Here is a 20,584-nt window from a genome sequence, read left to right as displayed (position 1 = left end):
CAACAGGAGGAAAGTATGCACTGCAAACAATGGATCTTTGATATGGACGGTACCCTGACCGACAGCATGGTGGTGGTATGGGAGGGTGCCCCGGAGGCGCTGCTGGCGCGCTTTGGCCGCACCCCGAAGGCAGACCTGCACGAGACCCTGCTGACCATGGGCATGGAGGACGGCGCACAGTACCTCATCCGGGAATATGCGCTGCCGCTGGACAGGAACGGCTATCTGGACGTGATGCGCGAGGTGATCGCCCAATTGTACGAGAAGGTGGAACTGAAGCCCGGCGTGCGGGACACTCTTGCCCGGCTGCGGGCCGAGGGCGCGCGGATGTGCGTGTGCTCCAACACATGGAGCAGCCAGTGCCGCGCCGTACTGACCCGCCTTGGCATCGACGAATACTTTGATTTTTACATCGAGGCGCGGGGCGCTATGAGCAAGAGCAGCCCCGCCCCCTTTATGGAGGCGCTGCACCGCCTTGGCGGCACGGAGCCCGCCGGGTGCGCCGTGTGCGAGGATGCGCTCTACGCTGCCCAGACTGCCCACGACGCCGGCTTCTATCTGGTGGGCATTCAGGACACCACCAGCGCTGCCGATGCTCCCGCTTTGCGCCGGGTATGCAATCAGTTTTTGCCGGACTGGACTGCGCTGGACTGGGCGCAGGTATAAACTGCCTGCTCCCGGATGGATAAAACGCCCATCCCCTTGCATTTTGCGTGCCATAGGAGTATGATAATATAAATAATTACGTCTTTTTTACAAAGACGTGCTTTGGTGAAGCGAAAAAAACCAAACCTTATCGTCAAAAGGAGATCCCTGTCATGACAAACCCGCTCGTCAGCATTATCGTGCCTGTGTATAACGCGCAAAATAGTGTTGCCCGCTGTCTGGAAAGTATTTGCAGCCAGACCTATCAGGAGCTGGAGATCATCGTGCTGAACGATGGCTCTACGGATGACAGCCTTACGATCTGCAATCAGTTTTGTGCAAAAGACCCCCGCGTGACGGTGGTGGACAAGGAAAACGAGGGCCTTTCCATTACCCGCAATGTGGGTATGCGGCTGGCACAGGGCAAATATTTGCAGTTCGTGGACAGTGATGACCACCTTGCCCCGGATTTTACCCAGCGTATGGTGACAGCTGCCGAGCAGCACGATGCCACGCTGGTCATCTCGCCCTACTGGATGGAGATCCCCCGGGATATCCAGAAGGAGCAGCTGCGGGAAAAGGTCAAGGCAGGCAACCCGGAGGACATCGCCAAAAAGAAGCTGCGCAGGAAAAAGCCGGAGGTGGAGTACCGGGAGTATGGTTTTCTGCCCGCCGGTGTCTACGACCAGAAAAGCTACGCGCTGCACCTGATGGAAAAGCCCGTGACCTTTTTCTACAACGTGGTGTGGAACAAGCTCTACCGCCGGGACGTATTGAACGCCCACGGGCTGGAGTTTACCAACGAGCTGATCCACGCCGAGGATCAGCAGTTCAACATCCGGTATCTGGAATTTGTGGAACGGGTGGTCTCGCTGGAGGAACCGGGTTATTACTATGTCCAGAATCCGCAGAGCATCTGCCACACCCAGATCAATCTGTCCACCATCATGCAGAACCGTCTGCAAATGATAGACTATTATAAGGCTCTTTACACGAAACTGGGCCTCTACGAGGAGGTGCAGACCCAGCTGCACGCCTCGCTGCTGGGGCTGGCGGAAAGCGTAAGCCCCACGATTGGCATCCAGAAGGCGCTGAGCGACGCGGCAGAGTACTGGTATGCCTTTTTTGCCGGCAGCGACGAGGAAGCGGAGCTTGCCGCCGAGCGCAGCGGACGAAAGACTGCCGCCAAGAAAAAGCAGAAACTCGGAACGGAGTAAGCCTGTGAAGGAGGAACCCCATGAACACCCCGCTCGTCAGCGTGATCGTGCCCGTTTACAACGTGGAAAAGACCCTTGCCCGCTGTCTGGAAAGCATCTGCGGCCAGAGCTACCAGAACCTTGAGATCATCGTGGTGAACGATGGCTCCCCGGATGGCAGCCTTGCCATCTGTGAGCAGTTCCGGGCAAAAGACCCCCGCGTGGTGGTCATCAGCAAGGAGAACGAGGGGCTTTCTCTCACGCGCAACGCCGGGATGCGCACTGCCCACGGCAAGTATTTGCAGTTCGTGGACAGCGATGATTATATCGAACCCACCTTTACCGCCCGCATGGTGGAAGCCGCCGAGAAGAACTATGCCGATCTGGTCATTGCACCCTATTGGATGGTGATCCCGCTGGCTTCCAGCAAAAGCGGTCGGCGCACCGAAAAGCTGCTGGCGCAGCTGGGCGTACAGACCGACACCGCCGAGCCGGAGGTGAACGTTTACAGCTTTCTGCCCGCCGGGAACTACGGACAGAAGGAGTTTATGCAGGAGTACATGAAAAAGCCCTCCTCCTTCTATTTCAACGTTGTTTGGAACAAGCTGTACCGCCGCAGCCTTTTGATGAACGCGGGGCTCTGGTTCACCCGCGAAGTTTACAACGAGGATCAGCTGTTCAATGTGCGGTATTTCCGGCTGGCGAAGGCCTATACCGCCCTTGCCGACCCGGGCTATTACTACATCCAGAACCCCCAGAGCCTGCTGCACACCAATGCAGACCTTAGCAAGGTCGTGAACAGCCGTTTGCAGATGTTTCCCCATTACAAGCAGATGCTGTCCGAACTGGGGATCGCCCGTGGCAATCAGCTGCGGCTGTACCACACCCTCATTGCCCAGTCGGAGCGCTTCATGCCCGCAGGCCCTGTCCAGACCCTGCTGAAGCGCAGAACCCAGTCCAAGTGATAATTTTCCGTAAAACAAAAGCCGCGACAACCGCGAAATTAAAAATATTCTTTCCGCTGAATATGGCTAAAGCGCAGCGGAAGCCATTTTAAATCGTCAAGCAAAAAAGCCGCTGCACGAATGTGCAGCGACTTTTTACTTTTTACCCCAATCGAGCGCAGAAAGCCTCCCGGACGGCGGCTTCCCGCCCGCGGGGAATGGGGATGCGCGCCCCGCTGCGCATCCGTACCTCGCCGGGGGACAGCAGCTGTACTGCTTCCAGATTGACCACATAGGAGCGGTGCGGCTGCACAAAGCGACCGTCCGTCAATAGCGGCTGTGCCACAGCAGAAAAGGGCACCCGCAGCGAGAGGGAGGCCACATCCTCTCCGGTGGTCAGGTGAAAGTGCACGATGTGGTGGGTGCATTCCAGATATTCAATTTCGGCATAGGCCAGCGCCCGCACGCCGTCTGCAGTAGTCACGGTAAGGGTGGGGCCATATTCCGGCTCCACCGCCCGCTTGAGCAGGGCAGAAACTTCCGGCTGGTGCACCGGCTGCAGCAGATACTGCATGGCGTCCACCCGGTAGGCGCTGTATGCGTGGGCCGGGGTGCGTGCCACAAAGGCCAGCGGCGCGCGGCGGCCCCGGCGGCGCAGCTCTGCTGCCGCCGCAAGCCCTTCGGGCCGGGCTATCGCCGCAAGCTCGATGAGGTACAGCTCGTACCGCAGCCCGGCGGCATCCTGCTGCAAAAGCGCTTCCGGGCTTTGCAGCTGCTCCACGATGCAGGCATCCTCCCGCCGGGCAAAGAACTCCATGCACTGGTGCTCCAGCCGGCTGCGCAGCGCCCCGTCCGGGCTGCAGATCGCAATGTGAAAGATCATGGTTTGGCTTCCTTTGCAGGGTAGACGATTTGAAATATCCTCCGCATGTGCTCTGGATATTTTCAGCGGAAAAATTATTTTAAATTAAGCAATTCCGGGCAGACCGCGGTCTGCCCGGAATTGCATTTTTACGGCAAGAGTCAGGACGGCAAGCGGCAGCTGACTTTTGTTCTTTTTCGCATTAGCAGCCGATGGCGGCGCACTTCTCGGCCAGCCATGCGCGCTCGTCCTCGGTCAGGCGGGGTGCCAGCTGCTCGAACACCTTGCGGTGGTAATCGTTCAGCCATGCGACCTGCTCCTTGTCCAGCACGCCGGGCACGATGGGAGAGGTGGCAATGGGCACAAAGGTGAGGGGACGGAAGGCAAGAAAGGTGCCGTACTGGTTGTCGGCCTTGTGGTAGCACTCGATCTCGTTCTCGATGCGGATGCCCACCTCGCCGGCTTCATACACGCCGGGCTCGTCGGTAACGATCATGCCCGGGCGCATCAGGGTGGTGTTGCGCCCGTTCAGGGCGTGGGGGCCCTCATGGACGTTGCCCACAAAGCTGACGCTGTGGCCGGTGCCGCAGCGGTAGTTGATCAGGTGACGCCACAGCGGCTCGCGGGCAATGGTGTCCAGCATATGGCAGTCGCAGTAGTCCAGCCAGACAGCCTTGGCAATGTCGATGTGGCACTGCAAGGTCCAGGTATAGAACAGCCGCTCGTCCTCGGTCAGCTCGCCCAGCGGGTAGGTGCGGGTGATGTCGGTGGTGCCGTCCATGTAGGTTGCGCCGCTGTCCACCAGCAAAAAGCCCTTGCGCTGCAAAACGGCGTGATCCTCCGGGGTGGCGTGGTAGTGCATCATGGCTGCGTTGCCGCCGTAGGCTGCAATGGTGCCAAAGCTTTCCACAAGGAACTTGTCGTTTGCGCTGCGGTACTTGTGTAGGATCTCGTCCACGGTCAGCTCGGTCAGCGTTTCACCGGCAGCCAGACGGTTTTCCAGCTCGATCTGGAACCGTACCATGGCAACGGCGTCCCGCAGATGGCACTCGCGCAGGTGTGCCAGCTCCACCTCGTTCTTCACGCCCTTCATGGCCAGCAGGGGGTCGGCGGCGTCCTTCACGGTCAGGGCGGGGTTGTTTTCCAGCACCTGATACACGGCGTAGTTCACGGTGGCGCTCTCCGCCAGCACGGTCTGCGGCTCAGTCTCGGCGGCCATCACGTCCAGAATGCTGTCGTAGTCGGCCAGCGTTACGCCGTTGGCTTCCAGCTCTGCCTTGGCCTCCGGGGTGACCCGCGCCTGATCGATGAACAGCACGGCGCGGCTGGGGGTAACGTAGCAGTATGCCATGGCATAGGGGGTGCACTCGATATCCATGGCGCGCAGGTTCAAAAGCCATGCCAGATTATCCAGCTTGCCCACCAGCTGGGCGGTGCAGCCCTGCTCCTTCAGCTTGCCGCGCAGCTGCTCCAGCTTTTCCGCCGGGGAGAAGCCGGCGTATTCCTTGGGCAGGATCCATGCCGGGGTAGCCGGGCGGGCAGGGCGGCCCTCCACCCACAGCTCGTCCTCCAAGAACAGGGTCTTGATGCTGCCGTGCTTGGGTTCCAGCTCCTTTTTCAGGTTGTTGACCAGCGCGCAGTTGGCGGTCAGGCCGCACAGACCCAGCGTGCCGCCCTCGGGCAGCACCTTGCCGCAGTATTCCTCGGCGGTGGGCACGCCCGGCTCGCCCATGCGCATCAGCTGGATCTCGGTACCGGCGATCTCCTTTTCCGCCTGCACAAAGTACCGGCCGTCTGCCCAGACGGCGCTCTCGGTCATGGTGACTACAAAGTTGGAGTTCTCACCGTGGAAGCCGGAGAAGTAGGTCAGGGAGGTGTAGTGGTCGGGCAGATACTCGCTGGAATGCGGGTCGCCCACCGGGATCAGATAGACGTCCACGCCGTTTGCCTTCATAGCGGCACGCAGCGCGGCCAGACGCTCGGGAACTGTGTTCATACTCATAACAAAAGCCCTCTTTCTGTCATTTGCCGGAAAAACGTCCGGCGGCGATGGTTTGCTGCTGCTATTGTATCATTCTGCGGGGAAGAATGCAATGCGGGGGCAAAACTCCCCCCAAAACGCCGTCAATTTGCAAAAAAAGTTACAATTTTTTCTTGAAAAAGGCCGGTTTCCCATTGACAGGCTTGTTATAATAGAGGTGTAGTATTTTTATGGGTCAGCACTCTGCGGCCCTTTGCGCTAACAATTGCGAATATTGCGATAAAAAGAAAGAGGCATTTGGAACATGACTAAAATCGATATCTTCTCCGGCTTCCTTGGCGCCGGCAAAACCACTCTGATCAAAAAGCTGATCACCGAGGCCTTTGCAGGCCAGCAGGTGGTGCTGATCGAGAACGAGTTCGGCGAGATCGGCATTGACGGCGGTTTCCTGAAGGAAAGCGGCATCCAGATCAACGAGCTGAATGCAGGCTGCATCTGCTGCTCTCTGGTGGGCGATTTCCGCACCGCTCTGCAGCAGGTGGTGGAGCAGTACCACCCCGACCGCATCGTCATCGAGCCGTCCGGCGTTGGCAAGCTGAGCGATGTGACCCGCGCCGTAGAGGGCGTGGCCGAGCATCTGGATGTGCAGCTGAACAGCTTTGTCACCGTGGCCGATGTGAACAAGGTCAAGATGTATATGAAGAACTTCGGCGAGTTCTACGATGACCAGATCAGCCACGCAAGCTGCATCCTGCTCAGCCGCACCCAGACCGCCAGCGAGGAAAAAATCGCCGCTGCCGTGGCAATGCTGCGGGAAAAGAACCCCACCGCTACTATCGTGACCACCGCATGGGATCACCTGACCGGTGAGCAGATCCTGAAGGCCATGTCCACCAAGGATGACTTCAAGGCCGAGCTGATCGCCATGGCTGCCAAGGCCAACGAAGAGCACGCCCACGAGGACGAGGAAGAAGAGCACGAGCATCACCATCATCACGACGATGAGAACGGTGTGTGCAGCTGCGGCCATCATCATGACGATGACGATGATGATGACGAGGATGAGCACGAGCATCATCACCACGACCACGACGAGCACGATCATGATGACCATTGCTGCTGCGGTCACCACCACGATCATGATGAAGATGATGACGAGCACGAGCATGAGCATCATCACCATGATCATGACGAGCATGACCACGAGCACGGCGACCACTGCTGCTGCGGTCATCATCATCACGACCACCACGCCGATGAAGTGTTCACCAGCTGGGGCGTGGAGACGGCCCGCAAGTTCACCAAGGCCGAGGTGGAGCACGCCCTCACCGAGCTGGATACCGGCAATTACGGCATGATCCTGCGCAGCAAGGGCATCGTGGACGGCGGTGCAGACGGCTGGCTGGAGTTCGACTATGTGCCCGGCGAGTGGGAAGTGCGCAGCCGCAGCGCAGACGTGGGCGGCAAGCTGGTGGTCATCGGCTCCAAGCTGAACGAGACCGCCATCGCCCAGCTGTTCGGCTGCTGAGAACCCCATTATTGAGAGAAGGAGCAACCATTTATTATGGCAAAAGAGATCCCGGTCTACCTGTTTGTGGGCTTTCTGGAAAGCGGCAAGACCAAGTTTATTCAGGAGACCTTTGAAGACCCCAATTTCGACTCCGGCGACAAGACCCTGCTGCTGGTCTGCGAGGAGGGCGAAGAGGAGTACAACGAGAAGAAGTTCGCCTTCCCCGGCGTGACCGTGAAGGTGCTGGAGGACAAGTCCGAGCTGAACCCCCAGAACCTTGCAAAGCTGGGCAAGGAAGCAGACGCAGGCCGCGTGGTCATCGAGTACAACGGCATGTGGCTGCTGCAGGATTTAGCGGATGCCCTGCCCGAGAACTGGCTGGTGTACCAGTGCATCGCCACCGCCGACGGCACCACTGCCCTGACCTACGCCCGCGATAACTCCATGCGCAGTCTGATGCTGGACAAGATCGCCCGCAGTGAGCTGATCGTGTTCAACCGCGCCGAAGCCGTGAACAACGATGACGCCCGGCAGGAGCTGCACAAGCTGGTGCGGCAGGCCTCCCGCAAGTGCGATATCGCCTACGAGTTCAAGGACGGCAGCGTAGCCTACGATGATATTCCCGACCCGCTGCCCTTTGATATCAACGCCGACCCCATCGACATCCCGGATGACGATTTCGGCATCTGGTACATGGACTGTCAGGACGAGCCCCAGAAGTACACCGGCAAGACGGTGCGCTTTCTGGCACAGGTCTGCCAGACCAACCGCGCCGGTAAGAACAGCTTTGTGCCCGGCCGCTTTGCCATGACCTGCTGCGTGCAGGACATCCAGTTTGTGGGCTTCCCCTGCAGCTACGATGGCTACAAGGCGCTGGAACAGCGCGCATGGGTGCGGGTGACCGCAAAGGTGGGGTACAAGTTCCACAACATCTACCGGGGCAAAGGCCCGGTGCTGACCGCCGTGTCGGTAGAGCCTGCCGAAAAGCCTTTGGAAGAGGTCGTAACGTTCTCTTAACGTTTCTTTATAACAAGGAGGTTCTGGTATGAAAACTCTGTTCCGTATTCTTGGCACGGCTGCTGCCGTGGCCGTCACCGGCGCTGCCATCGTGGTGCTGGACAAGATCCTGAACCAGAAAGACCCGCTCCATGTGGAGGAGGTCGAGTTCCCGGAGGAAGCCGAAAAGGACGCCGAGGAGGCCGAAAAGACCGCCGAGGCCTACGAAGAGGCCGAGGCCAAGGAAGAGGCAAAGGCTGCCGATGCCGCCGCAGAAGCTGCCGAGGAAGCCGCACCGGAAGCCCCTGCTGAGGACGCACCCCAGACCCAGCCGGAGACCGCCGAAGAGCGCCCGGTGTACGACCCCGAAGCCCCGAACGCCAACCCCGTGGAGGCCGGCCCCGCCGTTGCCCCCAGGGACGAAAACGGCAAGATCGACGCCACCAAGATCGCCGATGCCAACGATTTCGGCGACTGGGAAGAGCAGGGCTGCAAGGGCTGAGAAAAACAGCATGATCCCCGCATAGGCGCGGATATCAGCTCCCCCGAAAGGGGGAGCTTTTTTGTGCTTGCAAAATGCTGCGCAGTTCACTATACTGGAAGAAAAAACACCGATGGAGGGCAGCACCATGGCATACACCGATGATTGGGAAAGCTTGATGAACGGCGTGTTCGGCGCGGGCGGCAAACTGAAGTTCGGCGGCGCACAGCCGCAGCCGGAAAAGCCGCAGCCCGAAAAACCGGCGGGCAGCGGCCTGCCGGATCTGAACGCAGCGCTGCTGGAGCAGCAAAAGCGGCTGGACGAAATGCTGAAGCAGCAAAACGCCCGGCTGAAAGCGCAGGATGCCGGGGTGCAGACGGCGCTGGAGGACAGCCGCCAGATGCTGCGGGACATGGAAGCGGACGGTCTGCTTGCCAAGGGCACGGCAGACACAAAGCCGGAGCAGCTGGGCAGCTTTGAGGGCCTTGCTGCCGAGGTAAAAAAGACCGTCCTCGGGCAGGATGCCTTTGTGGACAGCGTGGTGCGGGCCATGCGCCGCCCCTTTGTGCTGGGCACCGAGGGCGCAGCCGCCCGCAATGTGATCCTGCTGTGGGGTGCACCGGGCACGGGACGGCACTTTGCACTGGCCGAGACCGCCCGCATCATGGCGGCGCGGGGGCTTTTGCAGAGCGACCGGATGGCGGTGATGGATCTTGCGCTTTACCCCGACCCCGGCGCGGAAAAGCTGTTTTTGCAGGACCTTTACGCCGCCCTGCACGCCCCGGGCGAGATCGTGGTGTTCGAGCACTACGAGAGCTGCCACCCCGGCTTTTTGCGCATCCTCTCCGACCTTGCGGTCAAGGGCAGTGCGCCCCTGTCCAGCCGGTATCTGGTGAACAAAGAGGGCATTCTGGTGGAAGCCGGTACAGCGCTTGCCCCCGGCGCAGTGAGCCGCATCGACCCCTGCGGCAAATACCTGATCTTCTTCTCCCGCAAGGGACGGGAGGCGCTGGCAGATAAATTAGGCGCGTCCTTTGTGGCGGCGGTAGGGGATGTGTGCCAGACCGCTCCCTTTACCCCGGAAGCATTGGCTGCGCTGGCAGCGCAGCAGCTGAACGCGCTGGCGCAGCGGGTGCACAGCCGTCTGGGCCTGACCCTCACCGCCGGGGCAGAGGTGCGGGACTATGTGGCGGCGCAGTGCTCCAAGGAAAAGGGCGCAGAGGGGCTGGCAGACTGCTGCGAGCGGATCTTCCGCGCCCTGAGCGAGTATTGTTTGCAGACTGATGCAAAACTGTCCGGCACGGTGGCGCTGACCGCCGCGCCCGAAGGGCTGCAATTTGCCCTGAACGGTGCCGCCCCCGCAGACCTGTTCAGCCTGCTTCCAGCGGCCTACACCGGCGCAGTGGAGCAGATCCGCGCCGAGCTGGATGCGCTGGTGGGGCTTGCCCCGGTCAAGGAGTATGTGTTCGGTCTGGCAGACAATTTACAGGTGCAGCAGCGCCGCGCGGCGGCGGGCTTCAAGACCGCAAGCCTGTCCATGCACATGATCTTTACCGGCAACCCCGGCACCGGCAAGACCACCATTGCCCGGCTGGTGGCAAAGTACCTCAAGGCCATCGGCGCGCTGGGGGGCGGGCAGCTGGTGGAGGTGACTCGCGCTGACTTAGTGGGGCGCTACACCGGCCACACCGCCCCGCTGACCAACAGCGTCATCGAGAGTGCGCTGGGGGGCGTGCTGTTCATTGACGAAGCGTACAGCCTGTACCGCGGCCAGCAGGACAGCTTTGGGCTGGAAGCCATCGACACCCTTGTAAAGGGCATGGAGGATCACCGGGACGAGCTGGTGGTCATCCTTGCGGGCTACACGAAGGAGATGGAAGTGTTCCTCACCGCCAACAGCGGCCTTGCCAGCCGCTTCCCCAACAAGATCGAGTTCCCGGACTACACCGCAGACGAGCTGCTGGACATCACCGCCGTGCTGGCCAAGGGCAAGGGCTACCGCCTTGCCGAGGGCTGCGCAGACCCGCTGCGGGGCTACTACAAGCGCCGTCAGGCGCTGAACAGCCGCACCGCCGGCAACGGCCGTCTGGCGCGCAACACGCTGGAAAAGGCCATCTTCAACCAGAGCCGCCGCCTTATCGCCGAGCCTGCCGCTCCGCTTGACCTCATCCAGCCCAGCGATCTGGAATTTGAGGAATAAAAATCATCATGAAAAAGGGTTCCGGAAACGCCCGCAGGCGTTTCTGGAACCCTTTCTGTTTATTCATGCTGTTCTGCCAGCCCCTGCACCATCTCGTGCAGCTGGGTGCGGACGGCGGCGGGGGCGGTGACCTCTACCTTGCCGCCAAAGCCGCACACCCAGCCGAAAAACTGCTGGCTGACACAGATGGGTACGTCAAAGTGGAAGTGCTCTGCGTCCTCCGGGCAGAACACCGGCTCGCGGCCAAAGCGCTCCCGCATGACCGGCTCAAGGTCGGCAGTGCACCGCAGGGTGACCCGGTACTCGGTGCCGCCGAACATATTGAAGTGCTTGCGCAGATAGGCGGGCAGGTCGAAGGTGCGGAAGAACTCCTTGCCCCGGCGCGGCTCGTCCAGCACCAGCACCCCGGCCATCCGGTCCACCCGGTAGTGGCGCACCGGGGGTGTTTTTTCGTCCTGATAGGCAATCAGGTAATAACAGCCGTTTTCCCACGCCAGCTGCCACGGGCTTACGGTGCGCACGGCGCTGCTGCCCTTGTAGCGGAACTGCACCAGACACCCCCGGTTGATGGCGGTGTGCAGGGCGTCGATGCTGTACAAAAGGGTCTGGCTGTCGGTCTTGGGGCGTCCGTCCACATACACCTGACGCTGCAATTGGGTGCCCTCGTAGTCGGAGCAGAGGGCTTCCAGCTTGTGGATGATGCGCTTGCTGGTGCGCGCCGAGATGACACTGCTGGACTGTACCGCATCCACCAGCAGCTTCAGCTCCGAAAGCTCGAATGCACGGCTGGCCATCCAGTACCCGCCGCCGCGCCCCCGTTGCAGCTGGATGTCGTAGCCCAGACTGCGCAGGGTGTCAATGTCGCTGTAAATGCTCTTGCGCTCGGCCAGAATGCCCTGATTTTCCAGCAGCTGCACCAGCTGGGGCACGTTCAGGCGGTGGGTCTCGTCGGTGCGCTGCTCAAGGATGCGCAGCAGCGTTACCAGCTTGGATTTCTGTCCTTCCTGCTTGGGCATGGGGCAATACCTCCGTCACGGTTTATTCCGGCAGCTTTTTGTCAAAGGCGGCGCGGCGCTGGGTGGAAAGGCGGAACATTTCTTCCAGCTTGTCCCGGTCGTCTGCCACAAGGGCGGCGCGCATCTCCTGCAAAGCGGAATCAAACTGGTCGATCTCGCTGATCAGGTTCTGCTTGTTCCACAAAAACAGCTCTGCCCACATTTTGTCGTTGATGCGTGCAATGCGGGTCAGATCGCGGAAGGAGTCGCCGGTGTACTCGCACAGCGAGGAGTTGTCGTTGGCGCACATCAGGCTTACGGCAATGGCGTGGCACAGCTGGCTGACATAGCCGATCATCCGGTCGTGCTCCTGCACGGTCAGGGTGCAGATGTGCTTGAAGCCCAGCACCTGGGCAAGCTCCCTTGCCCACTGGATGCCCGCCGGGGTGTTCTTTTCGGTGGGGGTGATGATGAAGTTTGCCGGGGCAAAATTCACCTCGGCGGCGTGCTCCACGCTGGAGGTCTCGCGGCCTGCCATGGGGTGGCTGGCAATGAACTCCACCCCTGCCGGGCACAGTGCCTGCACCGGCTCCACAAGGCCGGTCTTGACGCCGGAAACATCCGTAAAGATGCACCCGGGCTTGAGCAGAGAACCGTAGGTTCGGAACCAGTCCAGCAGTGCGGTGGGGTACAGGCCAAAGATGATATGGTCGGCCTGCCGGACAAGGTCCTCAAAATCGTGGGTCTTACCGCCGGCGATATAGCCGTGCTCCAGCGCGTACTGCAAGTGGCCCTCGCTGCGGTTGATGCCGTCCACATGGAAGCCGGCGCGGGTCAGCTCCAGCGCGTACTTGCCGCCCAGCAGACCCAGACCCACTACGAGATAACGTTTTGTTTTATCAAGCATCTTCTACCTCCACGCCAAGCGGCGCTGCATCTGCAAAAAAGCCGGGCCAGCTCTTCTGGATGGCTTCGGCATCGTCCACGGTCAGGGACAGCCCGGCGGCGGCAGCCAGCACCGCAAGGCTCATGACAACCCGGTGGTCGTTGTGGCCGTGCAGCGGGGCGGCAGGAGCGTGCAGACGCTCCGCACAGCCGTGCACCGTGATGGTGCCGCCGTCGCTTTCCAGCACGCCGCCGCAGGCGCGCAACTCGGCCTCCATGGCCGCAATGCGGTCGCTCTCCTTCAGGCGCAGCCGCTGGGCGTTGCGGATGACGGTGGTGCCCTTGCACAGCAGACCCAGCACCATCAGCACGGGGCCAAGGTCGGGGCAGTCCGCAAGGTCGATATCCACCCCATGCAAGGGAGCTTTTGCAAAGGTGACGCTGTCGCCTTTGCGGGTGAACACCGCGCCGCACCGGCGCAGAATGTCCAGAATGGCAGCATCGCCCTGCAGGGTGTCCGGTGCAAGGCCGGTGATGGTCACCCCGCCGCACACCGCACCCAGCACCGCCGGGAAAGCAGCCTGACTGTAATCGCCCTCCACGTTGTAGTCGCAGGGGTGGTACTGCTGCCCGCCGGGCAGCAGCAGGGTGGTTGCGTCCAGCCAGCGGCTGTGCACCCCAAAGGCGGCCTGCACGGCGCGGGTCATATCGATGTAGCTGCGGCTCTCCACCGGGGGAATAAGGTGCAGGGTGCTATCCCCGGGCAGCAGCGGCAGCGCGAACAGCAGCCCGCTGATGAACTGGCTGGACACGTTGCCTGCCAGCCGGTAGTCCCCGGGGGTCAGTGCGCCCTCCACGGTCAGCCCGGCGGGGGACTGCTCAAACCGTAGATTCTGCTCACGATATAACGTTTCGTATACGGATTGCGGGCGCTCCATCAGCCGTCCGCGTCCGGTAAAGGTGACCGGCTGGCCAGTCAGGCTGGCGATGGGGATCAAAAACCGCAGGGTGCTGCCACTTTCGCAGCAGTCCACCGGTGCGGTCAGGGGCAGAAAATGCCCAAGCCCCTGCACAGTGGCATCGTCTGCGTCGGTGTCCACGGCGGCGCACAGCTGCGCGGCAGCGGACAGGGTGGCAGAGATGTCCTTGCTGAATTCCAGATGGGTGATGTGGGAGCGCCCCACGGCCAGCGCGGCGCACAGCACGGCGCGGTGCGCCATGCTTTTGCTGGGCGGCGCGGCGATCACGCCCCCGATGCCGCCGGGGGCAGGTCTGATGTTTACAAGCATAGCGGTGTTATCCTTTTGCAATTTCCCCCGGGCGGCGCTTCAGGCGTCCCCTTGGGGGAGCTGGCGCGCCAGCGCCTGAGGGGGTAAACGTTTTACATCTCCCGGCCGATAGCCCAAGCCACCTGACGGCACTTTGCCATGGCCTGTGCAAAGGCGTCCGGGGTCAGGCACTGTGCGCCGTCGCTCCATGCGTGCTGGGGGTCGTAGTGCACCTCCACTTCCAGACCGTCCGCACCGGCGGCCACAGCGGCGATCATCATCGGTTCTACCAGATTGGCCTTGCCGGTGGCGTGGCTGGGGTCTACCACGATGGGCAGATGGGTCTTTTCGTGGATGATGGGCACTGCGGAAAGATCCAGCGTATTGCGGGTATATTTTTCAAAGGTGCGGATGCCGCGCTCGCAGAAGATGACCTGCTCGTTGCCGCCGGCCATGATGTACTCGGCGCTCATGATCCACTCCTCGATGGTGTTGCACAGGCCGCGCTTGAGCAGCACAGGCTTGTGCATCTTGCCCACGGCCTTGAGCAGCTGGAAGTTCTGCATATTGCGTGCGCCGATCTGCACCACGTCCACATACTCCTCAAACTCCGGGATGCGGTCCTCGCTCATCAGCTCGGAGACGATGGGCAGGCCGGTGGCTTCGCGTGCCTTTACCATATCCAGAATGCCCTCGGTCTCAAGACCCTGAAAGGCGTAGGGGGAGGTGCGGGGCTTGTAGGCACCGCCGCGGAACAGCGCTGCGCCGCCCGCCTTGACCCCCTGCGCGATGCGCAGAGCCTGCTCGGCGTTCTCGATGCTGCACGGGCCTGCCATGACGGCGATCTTTTCCTTGCTGCCGATCTTCACGCCGCCGCAGTCGATGACCGAGTCTGCGGGGTGGAACAGGCGGTTTGCGCGCTTATAGGGCGCAGACACGCGGGTAACGTTGTCGATCCACGGGTTTGCCAGCACGTCCCGCTCGTCGATCTTGGTGGTGTCGCCCACCAGACCGAACACGTTGTAGTCCTTGCCGGTGATAAGGGTCACGTCCAGACCCTGCTTTTCGAATTTGTCAACGATCTTTTCCAGCTCCTCTTTGGGAGTGCCTTTTTTGGTGGAGATGATCATGAGAGGTTATTCCTTTCCTGTTTTATAAAACCCTCTCCGTCATCGCTGCGCGATGCCACCTCCCCCGAAGGGGGGAGGTTTTATGGCGTGCCCGGGCGGAAAAGCTCCCCCCTCGGGGGAGCTGTCGCCGCAGGCGACTGAGAGGGTTCGTCCTTTACATCACGATATGCGCCTTAGAGGAGCCGTCGGTGCGCAGCAGCTGCGCCAGCCAGATGCAGGCGTGCAGGTAGCCCTGCGGGCCCTCGCCGATAAAATGTCCCTGACAGCCAAAGGACACCACGTCCGTTTTGCGGAAGGGCTCGCGCTCGTCCGGGGCGTCCAGCATCACCTCTACGGCGGGCACGCTGCACAGCCGCAGCGCGTCCAGAATGGCCACGCTGTAATGGGCGTAGCCGCCGGGGTTCAGCACGATGCCGTCTACCCGCCCGGGGGCAGACTGGATCTCGTCGATCAAATCGCCCTCGTGGTTGGACTGGCAGATATCCGTTTCAATGCCAAGCTGGTCGCAGCCCGCCTGCACATAGTCCATCAGGCCGGTGTAGTCCACTTCGCCGGGCACGCCGGGCTCAGACCAGCGCGCCAGATTGATGTTTGGCCCGTTAAGAATCAAAAATTTCATCCAGTGCCTCCTGTGCAGCTGCCAGCGTCTGGGCCAGCGTGCCGGTGTTAGAAATCACCGCATCTGCGGCGGCAAGGTACAGCGGGCGGCGCTGGGCTTCCATGGTGCGCAGCGCCTCGGCGCTGGAAGAAAGCGGACGGTCGCCGCCCACAGCCAGCGCTTCCACCGGCCGGTCGATGAACAGCACCACGCCGTTCTGGCGCAGGGCGCGGACATTCTCTGCCCGCTTCACCGCGCCGCCGCCGCAGGAGAGCACAAGCCCCTTTTCCTTGCCGAAACGGGCGATCTGCGCGGCTTCCTTTGCGCGGAAGCCCTCTTCGCCCTCGGCGGCAAAGATATCCGGGATGCTGCGCCCATCTGCCTTGACGATCTCCTCGTCCAGATCCACAAGGGGTCTGCCCAGCTGCTTTGCCAGCAGGCGGCCAAGGGTGGATTTGCCGCAGGAGGGCATTCCCACAAGGGCGATGTTCAGCGTCTCGCGGCGCAGCGCGGCGGTGATGCGCCGTACCTCGCCCGGGGCGTCCTCGAACTTGCGGCCAAGGAAGTATTCGGCGGCATACACCGCCTGTGCCACCAGCATCTCCAGCCCGCCTACGGCCACCGGCACACCGGCTTCCTCGGCGCGGAGAATGAGTTCGGTCTTGTTGGGGTTATAGACCACGTCTACCACGGCTTCCAGCCCGGGCATGGCGGCCACGTCCAGACTGCACACGCCCACGTTGGGGTACATCCCGGCGGGGGTGGTGTTGAACACCACCTGTGCACCGCTGCGGGCGGCTTCGGCGTAGCTCAGCTCGCCCTTTTCCGGGTCGGGGGTGCGGCTGACCGTCAGCACTTTGGCAGCGCCCTTATCAAGAGCCACCGCGCGGGTGGTGTTGTGGGTGCCGCCGGTGCCCAGAATGAGCACCGTCTTGCCCGCAAGCTCCACGCCGTGGGCTTCGCACAGGTGGGCAAAGCCCAGATAATCGGTGTTGTAGCCGTAGAGCAGGCCGTTTTTATTTACCACCGTGTTCACCGCGCCGATGGCGCGGGCGCGGGGGTCGATAAAGGAACAGTACTCCATCACCAGCTTTTTGTAGGGGATGGTCACATTGATGGCCTTGAACTGCCGCCGCTGCAAAAAGGCGCGGGCGTCTGCTTCGGTGGGCAGGGGGCACAGCTCGTAACTGTACCCGCAGAGCAGCTCATGGATGGTCTTGGAGTAGGAGTGTCCCAGCTTGCCGCCAATCAGTCCGTATTCCATCTCAGTCCTCCTTCCGGTAGCCGGTGGGGTCGGTCATCCACCGGGCACCGTACCGGGCGGTGAGCAGGTCGCCCACAGCGATGGCGGCGGCGCAGGTCTGCACAATGGCAGCCCGGGGCACGATGCAGGGGTCGTGCCGTCCCTGAATGGACAGCTGTGCGTCCTTTTTGGCGATGTAGTCCACCGTATCCTGCTGTTTGTAGATGCTGGGGGTGGGCTTGACGGCGGTGCGGAACACCACCGGCATACCGTTGGCGATGCCGCCGTTGATGCCCGCGTTGTGGTTGGTGGCGGTGACCACCGCGCCCTCTGCCGTCATGCGGAAGGCGTCGTTTGCTTCCGAGCCGCGCAGCCCGGCAAAGCCGAAGCCGGTGCCGAACTCGATGCCCTTGACCGCCGGGATGGAAAAGGCCAGATGGGCGATTTCGCTTTCCACGCTGTCAAAGTAAGGCTCGCCGATCCCGGCGGGCAGACCGAGGATGGCGGTTTCCAGCACGCCGCCTACGCTGTCGCCCTCGGCACCGGCGGCGCGGATGGCGGCTTTCATGGGTTCTTCCACGGCGGCATCCAGCACCGCAAAGCCCTCGGTCTTGGCGGTAAGCGTCCCCACCTGTGCCGCAAGGGCGGCGGGATCGTTCAGCGCAAAGGGGGTATCGGCAAGCCCTGCGCACCGGGCGATGTGGGTGGTGATATCAATGCCCGCCCGCTGCAATGCGGCAAGCACGATGCTGCCGCCCGCCACGAGGGCGGCGGTCACCCGGCCGGAAAAGTGCCCGCCGCCCCGGGCATCCTGAAAGCCGTGGTACTTGGCGTAGGCAGTAAAATCTGCGTGGCCGGGTCGCAGCAGGTCGGCGGTCTTGGCGTAGTCCGCACTGCGGGTGTTCTGGTTTTCAATCATCAGGGCGATGGCGGTGCCGGTGGTGTGGCCGTTCACCACACCGGAAAGCAGCTGCACCGCATCCGCCTCCACACGGGGGGTGGAAAGGCCGTCGCCCCGGGCGCGGCGCTTATCCATGCAGGCGGCGAGAAAGCTCTCGTCCACCGGCACACCGGCGGCCATGCCGTCCAGCACAGCGCCCACGGCACGGCCGTGGCTCTCGCCGAAGATGGTCAGCGAAAGGTCGCTGCCAAAGGTATTTTTCATGGGTCAGTCCTCCATGCCCAGCAGCGGGCGCAGCCCCTCCACAGGGATGGTCTCGGCGCGCCAGCAGCCAAGGCCGGGCACCTTGATAATGGTGATCTGTCCGTCCTGCGCTTTTTTGTCGTGCAGCATCTCGGCCAGCACCTTTTCCTTATCGTAGGCGGTGCGGGTGGGTAACCCTAAGCGGCGGTACACGCCGCGCACCCGCTTTTGCAGCGCCTTGGATTCGATCATGGGCAGCATGCCCAGCGCCACGCACTCGCCGTGGAACAGGCCGGTGGTGCGGCGCCCCTTGATGCCCTTCACGGCTTCGATGCCGTGGCCGATGGTGTGACCGAAGTTCAGCGCTTTGCGCATACCCTGCTCGGTCTCGTCCTGCTCCACGATGCTCTTTTTAAAGCGCAGGCTGCGGCAGATGATCTCGCCGATGCGGTCGTCCACGTCCTCTTTTTCAAAGATGGAGAACAGCTCCGGGTCGGCCAGAAGCCCGGCCTTGACCGCCTCGGCCAGACCGTTGATGAAGTGGCGGCGGGGCAGGGTGGACAGGGTGTCCGGGTCCACGATGACCAGCTTTGGCTGCCAGAAGGAACCCACGATGTTCTTGGTGTCGCCCAGATCCACGGCGGTCTTGCCGCCGATGGAGGAATCGATCATAGAAAGGGTGGTGGTGGGGCAGTTGATAAAGTCGATGCCGCGCATATAGATGGAAGCGGCAAACCCGGCAAGGTCGCCCACCACGCCGCCGCCTACGGCCACCACAAGGTCGCCCCGGCCCATGCCGAAGTCCAGCATCTGCCGCAGCACGGTCTCAAGGATCTTAAAGCTCTTGCTGGCCTCGCCCTGCGGCACGGTGATGATGGTGGCATCCTTGCACTGGTCGGCTACCATCTGGGCGTACTGTGCAGGCACACCGCTGTCGGTGACCACCGCCACCCGGCGGTCCAGCCGGGCGAACTGGTACAGGTTTTCCAGCGAGCCGCGCTTGACGATGATGTCGTAGCTGCGCTCGCCCAGATTCATGGTCAGCTTGGTTCCGATAAAATCACTCATTTTGTATACACTCCTAACAGCCGCACCGTCCGGCAGGTGCGGTCAAGCTCGCGCAGCAGCGCGGCGGTCTCGCCGGCGGCGGCATCGCCCACCAGCTCTACATAAAAATAATATTCAAAGGGGACGTGCGGCATGGGGCGGCTCTTGATGGACTCCATATTGAAGCCGCTGGCACCGATGACCTGAATCACCTCCGCCAGCTTGCCGGGTTTGTTGTCCACCGTGAAAAGCAGCGAGAACCGGTTGCCCGCGGTGGGCTTTTCACGGCTGAGCACGATGAACCGGGTGGTATTGTCGCCGTCGGTGTTGATGTTGGGCACTAAAATTTCCAGCCCGTACAGGGCGGCAGTCTCGGCGCTGGCAATGGCGGCCTTGGAGGCATCGCCGCTTTCAGCCACGAACTTTGCAGCCATAGCGGTGTTTGCCATGGCGGTGGCGGGCAGACGGAACTGCTTTAAAAAGGTCTCGCTCTGGGCGATCGCCTGCTGGTGGCTGTACACGGTGCGCAGCTGGGAAAGCTGGGTGCCCGGCAGCACCAGCAGGTTCTGGGAGATGGGCAGGTCGTACACGTCCACCACCCACAGCTCCGGGTGGTTATAGCACAGGTCCAGCACGGCAGAAACATCCCCGGCGTGGCTGTTTTCAAAGGGCACTACACCGTGGGCGGCTTCGCCGGAGGCCACGGCCTCGAATACCTCGTCCCATGTGGAATAGCTCACGGCCTCGGCGTGGGGGAACAGCGCCTTGAGGGCGATGTGGGCAAACGCACCCTCCACCCCCTGATAGGCAGCGCGGTTACGTCCCAGCACAGCGGCTTCGTACTGCTTGGCAAGATCCATCATGTGCTGGACATGGTCTTTATAGTAAGGGCGCAGCGCAGGCTGCTGAATGCGGGCTGCGGCCTTTTCCAGCACGGCGGCCTCCCGGGCGGCATCGTAGATGGGCAGGCCGTGCGCCCGCTTATATTCGGCTACCTGCAAAACGGCAGCCATCCGGCGCTCGAACAGCGCAGCCAGCTGCGCATCCACCGTGTCGATCTCGGCACGGGCTTGTTCCAGTGCGTCCATGGGGGTCACATCCTTTTTGGTCGGTTTTTGCGGGGATACCTAGTAAGTATACCATAACCGGGACAGAGAAACAACAAACCGCCCTCCATTTGAGGGTGGAGAAAATTTCAAATCAGCCATGGGTAAAAAGACGAAAATAGAAAACAGAGGCTCTCTGGTCATCGCCTGCGGCGACGACCAGAGAGCCTCTCAATCGCTGTTTTTATTCTTCAAAATATCCTCCCAGCTGCGGGCGCGGCCATAATAGCGCCCATAGGGGTTATCAAGGTCTGCGGCGCGGAGGACAGGCGGCGCGGGCGGCTGGGGTTTTGGGGTGCGGTCAAAGGTGAACCGGGCAGCGGGGCCGCCGGCTTTGATGCGGAAGCGCATCT

At 61.7% G+C, this 20,584-nt stretch carries 19 protein-coding genes; 7 read left to right on the top strand and 12 right to left on the bottom strand.

Going from position 1 to position 20,584, the window contains the following annotated elements:
- The first annotated feature begins 15 nt into the window (after window positions 1–15).
- The 3 genes from MTP36_RS15010 (at window position 16) to MTP36_RS15000 (ending at window position 2,806) form a co-directional block, all read left to right on the top strand.
- Window positions 16–666, top strand: a complete 651-nt coding sequence (locus MTP36_RS15010; protein WP_249252014.1) for an HAD family hydrolase — start codon at window positions 16–18, stop codon at window positions 664–666.
- A 152-nt stretch (window positions 667–818) separates the two neighbouring features.
- Window positions 819–1,862, top strand: a complete 1,044-nt coding sequence (locus MTP36_RS15005) for a glycosyltransferase family 2 protein (RefSeq protein WP_249252013.1) — start codon at window positions 819–821, stop codon at window positions 1,860–1,862.
- A 20-nt stretch (window positions 1,863–1,882) separates the two neighbouring features.
- Window positions 1,883–2,806, top strand: coding sequence for a glycosyltransferase (locus MTP36_RS15000; protein WP_249252002.1), 924 nt, complete (start codon window positions 1,883–1,885; stop codon window positions 2,804–2,806).
- A gap of 142 nt (window positions 2,807–2,948) precedes the next feature.
- On the opposite strand, the gene MTP36_RS14995 is transcribed toward MTP36_RS15000, so the two are convergent.
- Window positions 2,949–3,668 (bottom strand): LytR/AlgR family response regulator transcription factor, encoded by a 720-nt coding sequence (locus MTP36_RS14995; RefSeq protein ID WP_249251991.1) that lies wholly within the window; start codon window positions 3,666–3,668, stop codon window positions 2,949–2,951.
- 181 nt (window positions 3,669–3,849) lie between these two features.
- Window positions 3,850–5,649, bottom strand: coding sequence for an aminopeptidase P family N-terminal domain-containing protein (locus tag MTP36_RS14990; RefSeq protein ID WP_249251989.1), 1,800 nt, complete (start codon window positions 5,647–5,649; stop codon window positions 3,850–3,852).
- A 283-nt stretch (window positions 5,650–5,932) separates the two neighbouring features.
- Here MTP36_RS14990 and MTP36_RS14985 point away from each other — a divergent pair, with 283 nt between their 5' ends.
- The 4 genes from MTP36_RS14985 (at window position 5,933) to MTP36_RS14970 (ending at window position 10,815) form a co-directional block, all read left to right on the top strand.
- Window positions 5,933–7,156, top strand: coding sequence for a GTP-binding protein (locus MTP36_RS14985; RefSeq protein ID WP_249251983.1), 1,224 nt, complete (start codon window positions 5,933–5,935; stop codon window positions 7,154–7,156).
- Between the two features lie 36 nt (window positions 7,157–7,192).
- On the top strand, window positions 7,193–8,155 hold the full coding sequence (locus MTP36_RS14980; RefSeq protein ID WP_117949951.1) for a TIGR03943 family putative permease subunit: 963 nt from the start codon (window positions 7,193–7,195) through the stop codon (window positions 8,153–8,155).
- A gap of 28 nt (window positions 8,156–8,183) precedes the next feature.
- Window positions 8,184–8,636 carry a hypothetical protein gene (locus MTP36_RS14975; protein ID WP_249251981.1) on the top strand — a complete coding sequence of 151 codons (453 nt, stop codon included), beginning with the start codon at window positions 8,184–8,186 and terminating at the stop codon, window positions 8,634–8,636.
- Between the two features lie 112 nt (window positions 8,637–8,748).
- Window positions 8,749–10,815 carry an AAA family ATPase gene (locus MTP36_RS14970; protein ID WP_442900219.1) on the top strand — a complete coding sequence of 689 codons (2,067 nt, stop codon included), beginning with the start codon at window positions 8,749–8,751 and terminating at the stop codon, window positions 10,813–10,815.
- Between the two features lie 59 nt (window positions 10,816–10,874).
- Here the strand turns inward: MTP36_RS14970 and MTP36_RS14965 are convergent, their stop codons facing one another.
- From MTP36_RS14965 to MTP36_RS14920, 10 genes are all read right to left on the bottom strand, one after another.
- Window positions 10,875–11,831, bottom strand: coding sequence for a helix-turn-helix transcriptional regulator (locus MTP36_RS14965; protein ID WP_249251961.1), 957 nt, complete (start codon window positions 11,829–11,831; stop codon window positions 10,875–10,877).
- A gap of 22 nt (window positions 11,832–11,853) precedes the next feature.
- Window positions 11,854–12,717: a prephenate dehydrogenase gene (locus MTP36_RS14960; protein ID WP_249251951.1), complete on the bottom strand. Its 864-nt coding sequence runs from the start codon at window positions 12,715–12,717 to the stop codon at window positions 11,854–11,856.
- Window positions 12,710–13,984: a 3-phosphoshikimate 1-carboxyvinyltransferase gene (gene aroA / locus MTP36_RS14955; protein WP_249251949.1), complete on the bottom strand. Its 1,275-nt coding sequence runs from the start codon at window positions 13,982–13,984 to the stop codon at window positions 12,710–12,712. Before aroA ends, MTP36_RS14960 begins: the two co-directional genes overlap by 8 nt.
- 92 nt (window positions 13,985–14,076) lie before the next feature.
- Window positions 14,077–15,093 (bottom strand): 3-deoxy-7-phosphoheptulonate synthase, encoded by a 1,017-nt coding sequence (gene aroF / locus MTP36_RS14950; protein ID WP_015537198.1) that lies wholly within the window; start codon window positions 15,091–15,093, stop codon window positions 14,077–14,079.
- 154 nt (window positions 15,094–15,247) lie between these two features.
- Window positions 15,248–15,712, bottom strand: a complete 465-nt coding sequence (locus MTP36_RS14945; RefSeq protein WP_015537199.1) for a type II 3-dehydroquinate dehydratase — start codon at window positions 15,710–15,712, stop codon at window positions 15,248–15,250.
- The gene (locus tag MTP36_RS14940; protein ID WP_249251938.1) at window positions 15,693–16,955 is read right to left on the bottom strand and encodes a shikimate kinase; all 1,263 of its coding nucleotides are present in this window, start codon (window positions 16,953–16,955) and stop codon (window positions 15,693–15,695) included. The genes MTP36_RS14945 and MTP36_RS14940 overlap by 20 nt, the downstream gene beginning before the upstream one ends.
- Window position 16,956: 1 nt before the next feature.
- Complete coding sequence (gene aroC, locus MTP36_RS14935; RefSeq protein WP_249251936.1) at window positions 16,957–18,099, bottom strand: chorismate synthase; 1,143 nt, start codon at window positions 18,097–18,099, stop codon at window positions 16,957–16,959.
- Window positions 18,100–18,102: 3 nt separating this feature from the next.
- Complete coding sequence (aroB, locus tag MTP36_RS14930) at window positions 18,103–19,146, bottom strand: 3-dehydroquinate synthase (RefSeq protein WP_249251920.1); 1,044 nt, start codon at window positions 19,144–19,146, stop codon at window positions 18,103–18,105.
- Window positions 19,143–20,213 carry a bifunctional chorismate mutase/prephenate dehydratase gene (locus MTP36_RS14925; protein WP_223450633.1) on the bottom strand — a complete coding sequence of 357 codons (1,071 nt, stop codon included), beginning with the start codon at window positions 20,211–20,213 and terminating at the stop codon, window positions 19,143–19,145. The genes aroB and MTP36_RS14925 overlap by 4 nt, the downstream gene beginning before the upstream one ends.
- A gap of 189 nt (window positions 20,214–20,402) precedes the next feature.
- Window positions 20,403–20,582: a hypothetical protein gene (locus MTP36_RS14920; protein WP_097779065.1), complete on the bottom strand. Its 180-nt coding sequence runs from the start codon at window positions 20,580–20,582 to the stop codon at window positions 20,403–20,405.
- Window positions 20,583–20,584: the final 2 nt, after the last annotated feature.

The organism is Faecalibacterium sp. I4-1-79 (assembly GCF_023347235.1).
Classification (GTDB): domain Bacteria; phylum Bacillota; class Clostridia; order Oscillospirales; family Ruminococcaceae; genus Faecalibacterium; species Faecalibacterium tardum.
This window is presented reverse-complemented; position numbering and strand designations above follow the sequence as displayed.

What these genes read in the sequence shown, in the direction of transcription:
- MTP36_RS15010 (WP_249252014.1), top strand. Translation starts at nt 16, where the DNA reads ATGCACTGCAAACAATGGATCTTTGATATGGACGGTACCCTGACCGAC.
- MTP36_RS15005 (WP_249252013.1), top strand. Translation starts at nt 819, where the DNA reads ATGACAAACCCGCTCGTCAGCATTATCGTGCCTGTGTATAACGCGCAA.
- MTP36_RS15000 (WP_249252002.1), top strand. Translation starts at nt 1,883, where the DNA reads ATGAACACCCCGCTCGTCAGCGTGATCGTGCCCGTTTACAACGTGGAA.
- MTP36_RS14995 (WP_249251991.1), bottom strand. Translation starts at nt 3,668, where the DNA reads ATGATCTTTCACATTGCGATCTGCAGCCCGGACGGGGCGCTGCGCAGC.
- MTP36_RS14990 (WP_249251989.1), bottom strand. Translation starts at nt 5,649, where the DNA reads ATGAGTATGAACACAGTTCCCGAGCGTCTGGCCGCGCTGCGTGCCGCT.
- MTP36_RS14985 (WP_249251983.1), top strand. Translation starts at nt 5,933, where the DNA reads ATGACTAAAATCGATATCTTCTCCGGCTTCCTTGGCGCCGGCAAAACC.
- MTP36_RS14980 (WP_117949951.1), top strand. Translation starts at nt 7,193, where the DNA reads ATGGCAAAAGAGATCCCGGTCTACCTGTTTGTGGGCTTTCTGGAAAGC.
- MTP36_RS14975 (WP_249251981.1), top strand. Translation starts at nt 8,184, where the DNA reads ATGAAAACTCTGTTCCGTATTCTTGGCACGGCTGCTGCCGTGGCCGTC.
- MTP36_RS14970 (WP_442900219.1), top strand. Translation starts at nt 8,749, where the DNA reads ATGGAGGGCAGCACCATGGCATACACCGATGATTGGGAAAGCTTGATG.
- MTP36_RS14965 (WP_249251961.1), bottom strand. Translation starts at nt 11,831, where the DNA reads ATGCCCAAGCAGGAAGGACAGAAATCCAAGCTGGTAACGCTGCTGCGC.
- MTP36_RS14960 (WP_249251951.1), bottom strand. Translation starts at nt 12,717, where the DNA reads ATGCTTGATAAAACAAAACGTTATCTCGTAGTGGGTCTGGGTCTGCTG.
- aroA (WP_249251949.1), bottom strand. Translation starts at nt 13,984, where the DNA reads ATGCTTGTAAACATCAGACCTGCCCCCGGCGGCATCGGGGGCGTGATC.
- aroF (WP_015537198.1), bottom strand. Translation starts at nt 15,093, where the DNA reads ATGATCATCTCCACCAAAAAAGGCACTCCCAAAGAGGAGCTGGAAAAG.
- MTP36_RS14945 (WP_015537199.1), bottom strand. Translation starts at nt 15,712, where the DNA reads ATGAAATTTTTGATTCTTAACGGGCCAAACATCAATCTGGCGCGCTGG.
- MTP36_RS14940 (WP_249251938.1), bottom strand. Translation starts at nt 16,955, where the DNA reads ATGGAATACGGACTGATTGGCGGCAAGCTGGGACACTCCTACTCCAAG.
- aroC (WP_249251936.1), bottom strand. Translation starts at nt 18,099, where the DNA reads ATGAAAAATACCTTTGGCAGCGACCTTTCGCTGACCATCTTCGGCGAG.
- aroB (WP_249251920.1), bottom strand. Translation starts at nt 19,146, where the DNA reads ATGAGTGATTTTATCGGAACCAAGCTGACCATGAATCTGGGCGAGCGC.
- MTP36_RS14925 (WP_223450633.1), bottom strand. Translation starts at nt 20,213, where the DNA reads ATGGACGCACTGGAACAAGCCCGTGCCGAGATCGACACGGTGGATGCG.
- MTP36_RS14920 (WP_097779065.1), bottom strand. Translation starts at nt 20,582, where the DNA reads ATGCGCTTCCGCATCAAAGCCGGCGGCCCCGCTGCCCGGTTCACCTTT.